The sequence below is a fragment of the Mesorhizobium sp. P5_C1 genome (assembly GCF_054049815.1).
On the sequence record NZ_JBFULQ010001005.1, the window covers coordinates 1 to 1,230 of the forward strand.

The following is a 1,230-nucleotide window of genomic DNA, read 5'->3' on the forward strand; positions in this document are numbered from 1 at the left end:
GTCCAGCCCTTGCCATTGCTCTCATAGCGCCCGGTGACGGAGCCAGCCCATGTCTCGTTCGGCTTGAGGAAATCCTCGGCATCCTTGGTGTCGAAGAAGACCACGCCGCCGATGGCGCCCGAGCCATAGGTGTTGGCGACAGGACCGCGGATCACGTCGACGGAGTTGACGAGCTCAGGATCGATGTAGAAGGTCGACTGCGTGCCGTGGTCGGAACGCTGGAAATTCTGGCGGGCGCCGTCGACGATAACCGCGACGCGACCGAAATCCTGCAGGCCACGGATGTTGATGCTGGTGCTGACACGCCTGGCGTCGGCCTGCGCCGCGACACCGGGCACACCAAGCAGCATCTCGTTCGGCGTCGTCGCCATGCGGCGGTCGAGCTGTTCCTGGTCGATATGGCTGGCCGAAGCCAGCGATTCGATCGCTGTCTCGCCGGTGCGGCTCAGCACCAGGATCTTGTCGAGCAGTGTTACGCCCGCCGGGGCGGGCTTTGCCTCTTCCGCCTTCGGCGATTCCGCCGCTTGCTGGGCGCTGGCTGGTGGCGCCAGCAAAGCGACTGCCGCGACGCTTGCCAGCAAGGCTGCCATTGCTCTTGCCGTGGATCGCCCGCCAAGACCCTCATCAAACGGGCCAGTGTCAAACCGGCCGCGCCATTCCCAATTCATCAACCCCATGCCCCAACTCCAAAGTCCAGGTTCGGTGCTGGCTGGCCTGGGGCTCGCTGGCGTTTTTTGATCGTGTCCGGCGTCTTAAATGTTGACTCATTTACTCCGGTATTGCACTGACTAGTAAACATGATTATTCAAGTCAAGAAATGAATCGGCATTTATGCAGGCCTAGCCAGGCGCCCGGCACAGGAAAGGGATCGATCCAGATGAACACGCACAATCCCAATGACTTTCGCTATCGCGTCCGTCGTTCCGACGACACCTCCACCCGTTTCGACCGGGTTCCGCTGGCGGTGCGAACGCTGTCCAGCAACACCCTGTTCCAGGGCGAGCACGAGATCGGCATCGAGCATCATGGCGCGCTCTACCGGCTGAAGATCACCCGCCAGGGCAAGCTCATTCTCAACAAGTAAGGCAAGGCAGTAGGGACGAAACATGGACCAGCGCGTAAAACCCGCCCCGCATGAAATCCGGCGGGCACGGACAGAGAATCCGAAGACGCGCGAGCGTGATCTGGCTGCCCAGCTCGGCATTTCGGAGGCCGAGCTCATCGCCGCGC

2 protein-coding genes and 1 pseudogene are annotated in these 1,230 nt (G+C 61.7%); 2 read left to right on the top strand and 1 reads right to left on the bottom strand.

The window, feature by feature from the left end; all coding sequences use genetic code 11:
• The coding region (locus tag ACXJ7R_RS33400; RefSeq protein ID WP_457155519.1) for a TonB-dependent receptor plug domain-containing protein at positions 1–677 on the bottom strand (677 nt) is incomplete at its 3' end.
• 200 nt (positions 678–877) lie between these two features.
• Between ACXJ7R_RS33400 and hemP the strand changes: the two genes are divergently transcribed.
• On the top strand, positions 878–1,084 hold the full coding sequence (hemP, locus tag ACXJ7R_RS33405; protein ID WP_457155520.1) for a hemin uptake protein HemP: 207 nt from the start codon (positions 878–880) through the stop codon (positions 1,082–1,084).
• A 22-nt stretch (positions 1,085–1,106) separates the two neighbouring features.
• Positions 1,107–1,230 (top strand): annotated as a pseudogene (locus tag ACXJ7R_RS33410) (hemin-degrading factor); the annotation flags it as partial.

What these genes read in the sequence shown, in the direction of transcription:
- hemP (WP_457155520.1), top strand. Translation starts at nt 878, where the DNA reads ATGAACACGCACAATCCCAATGACTTTCGCTATCGCGTCCGTCGTTCC.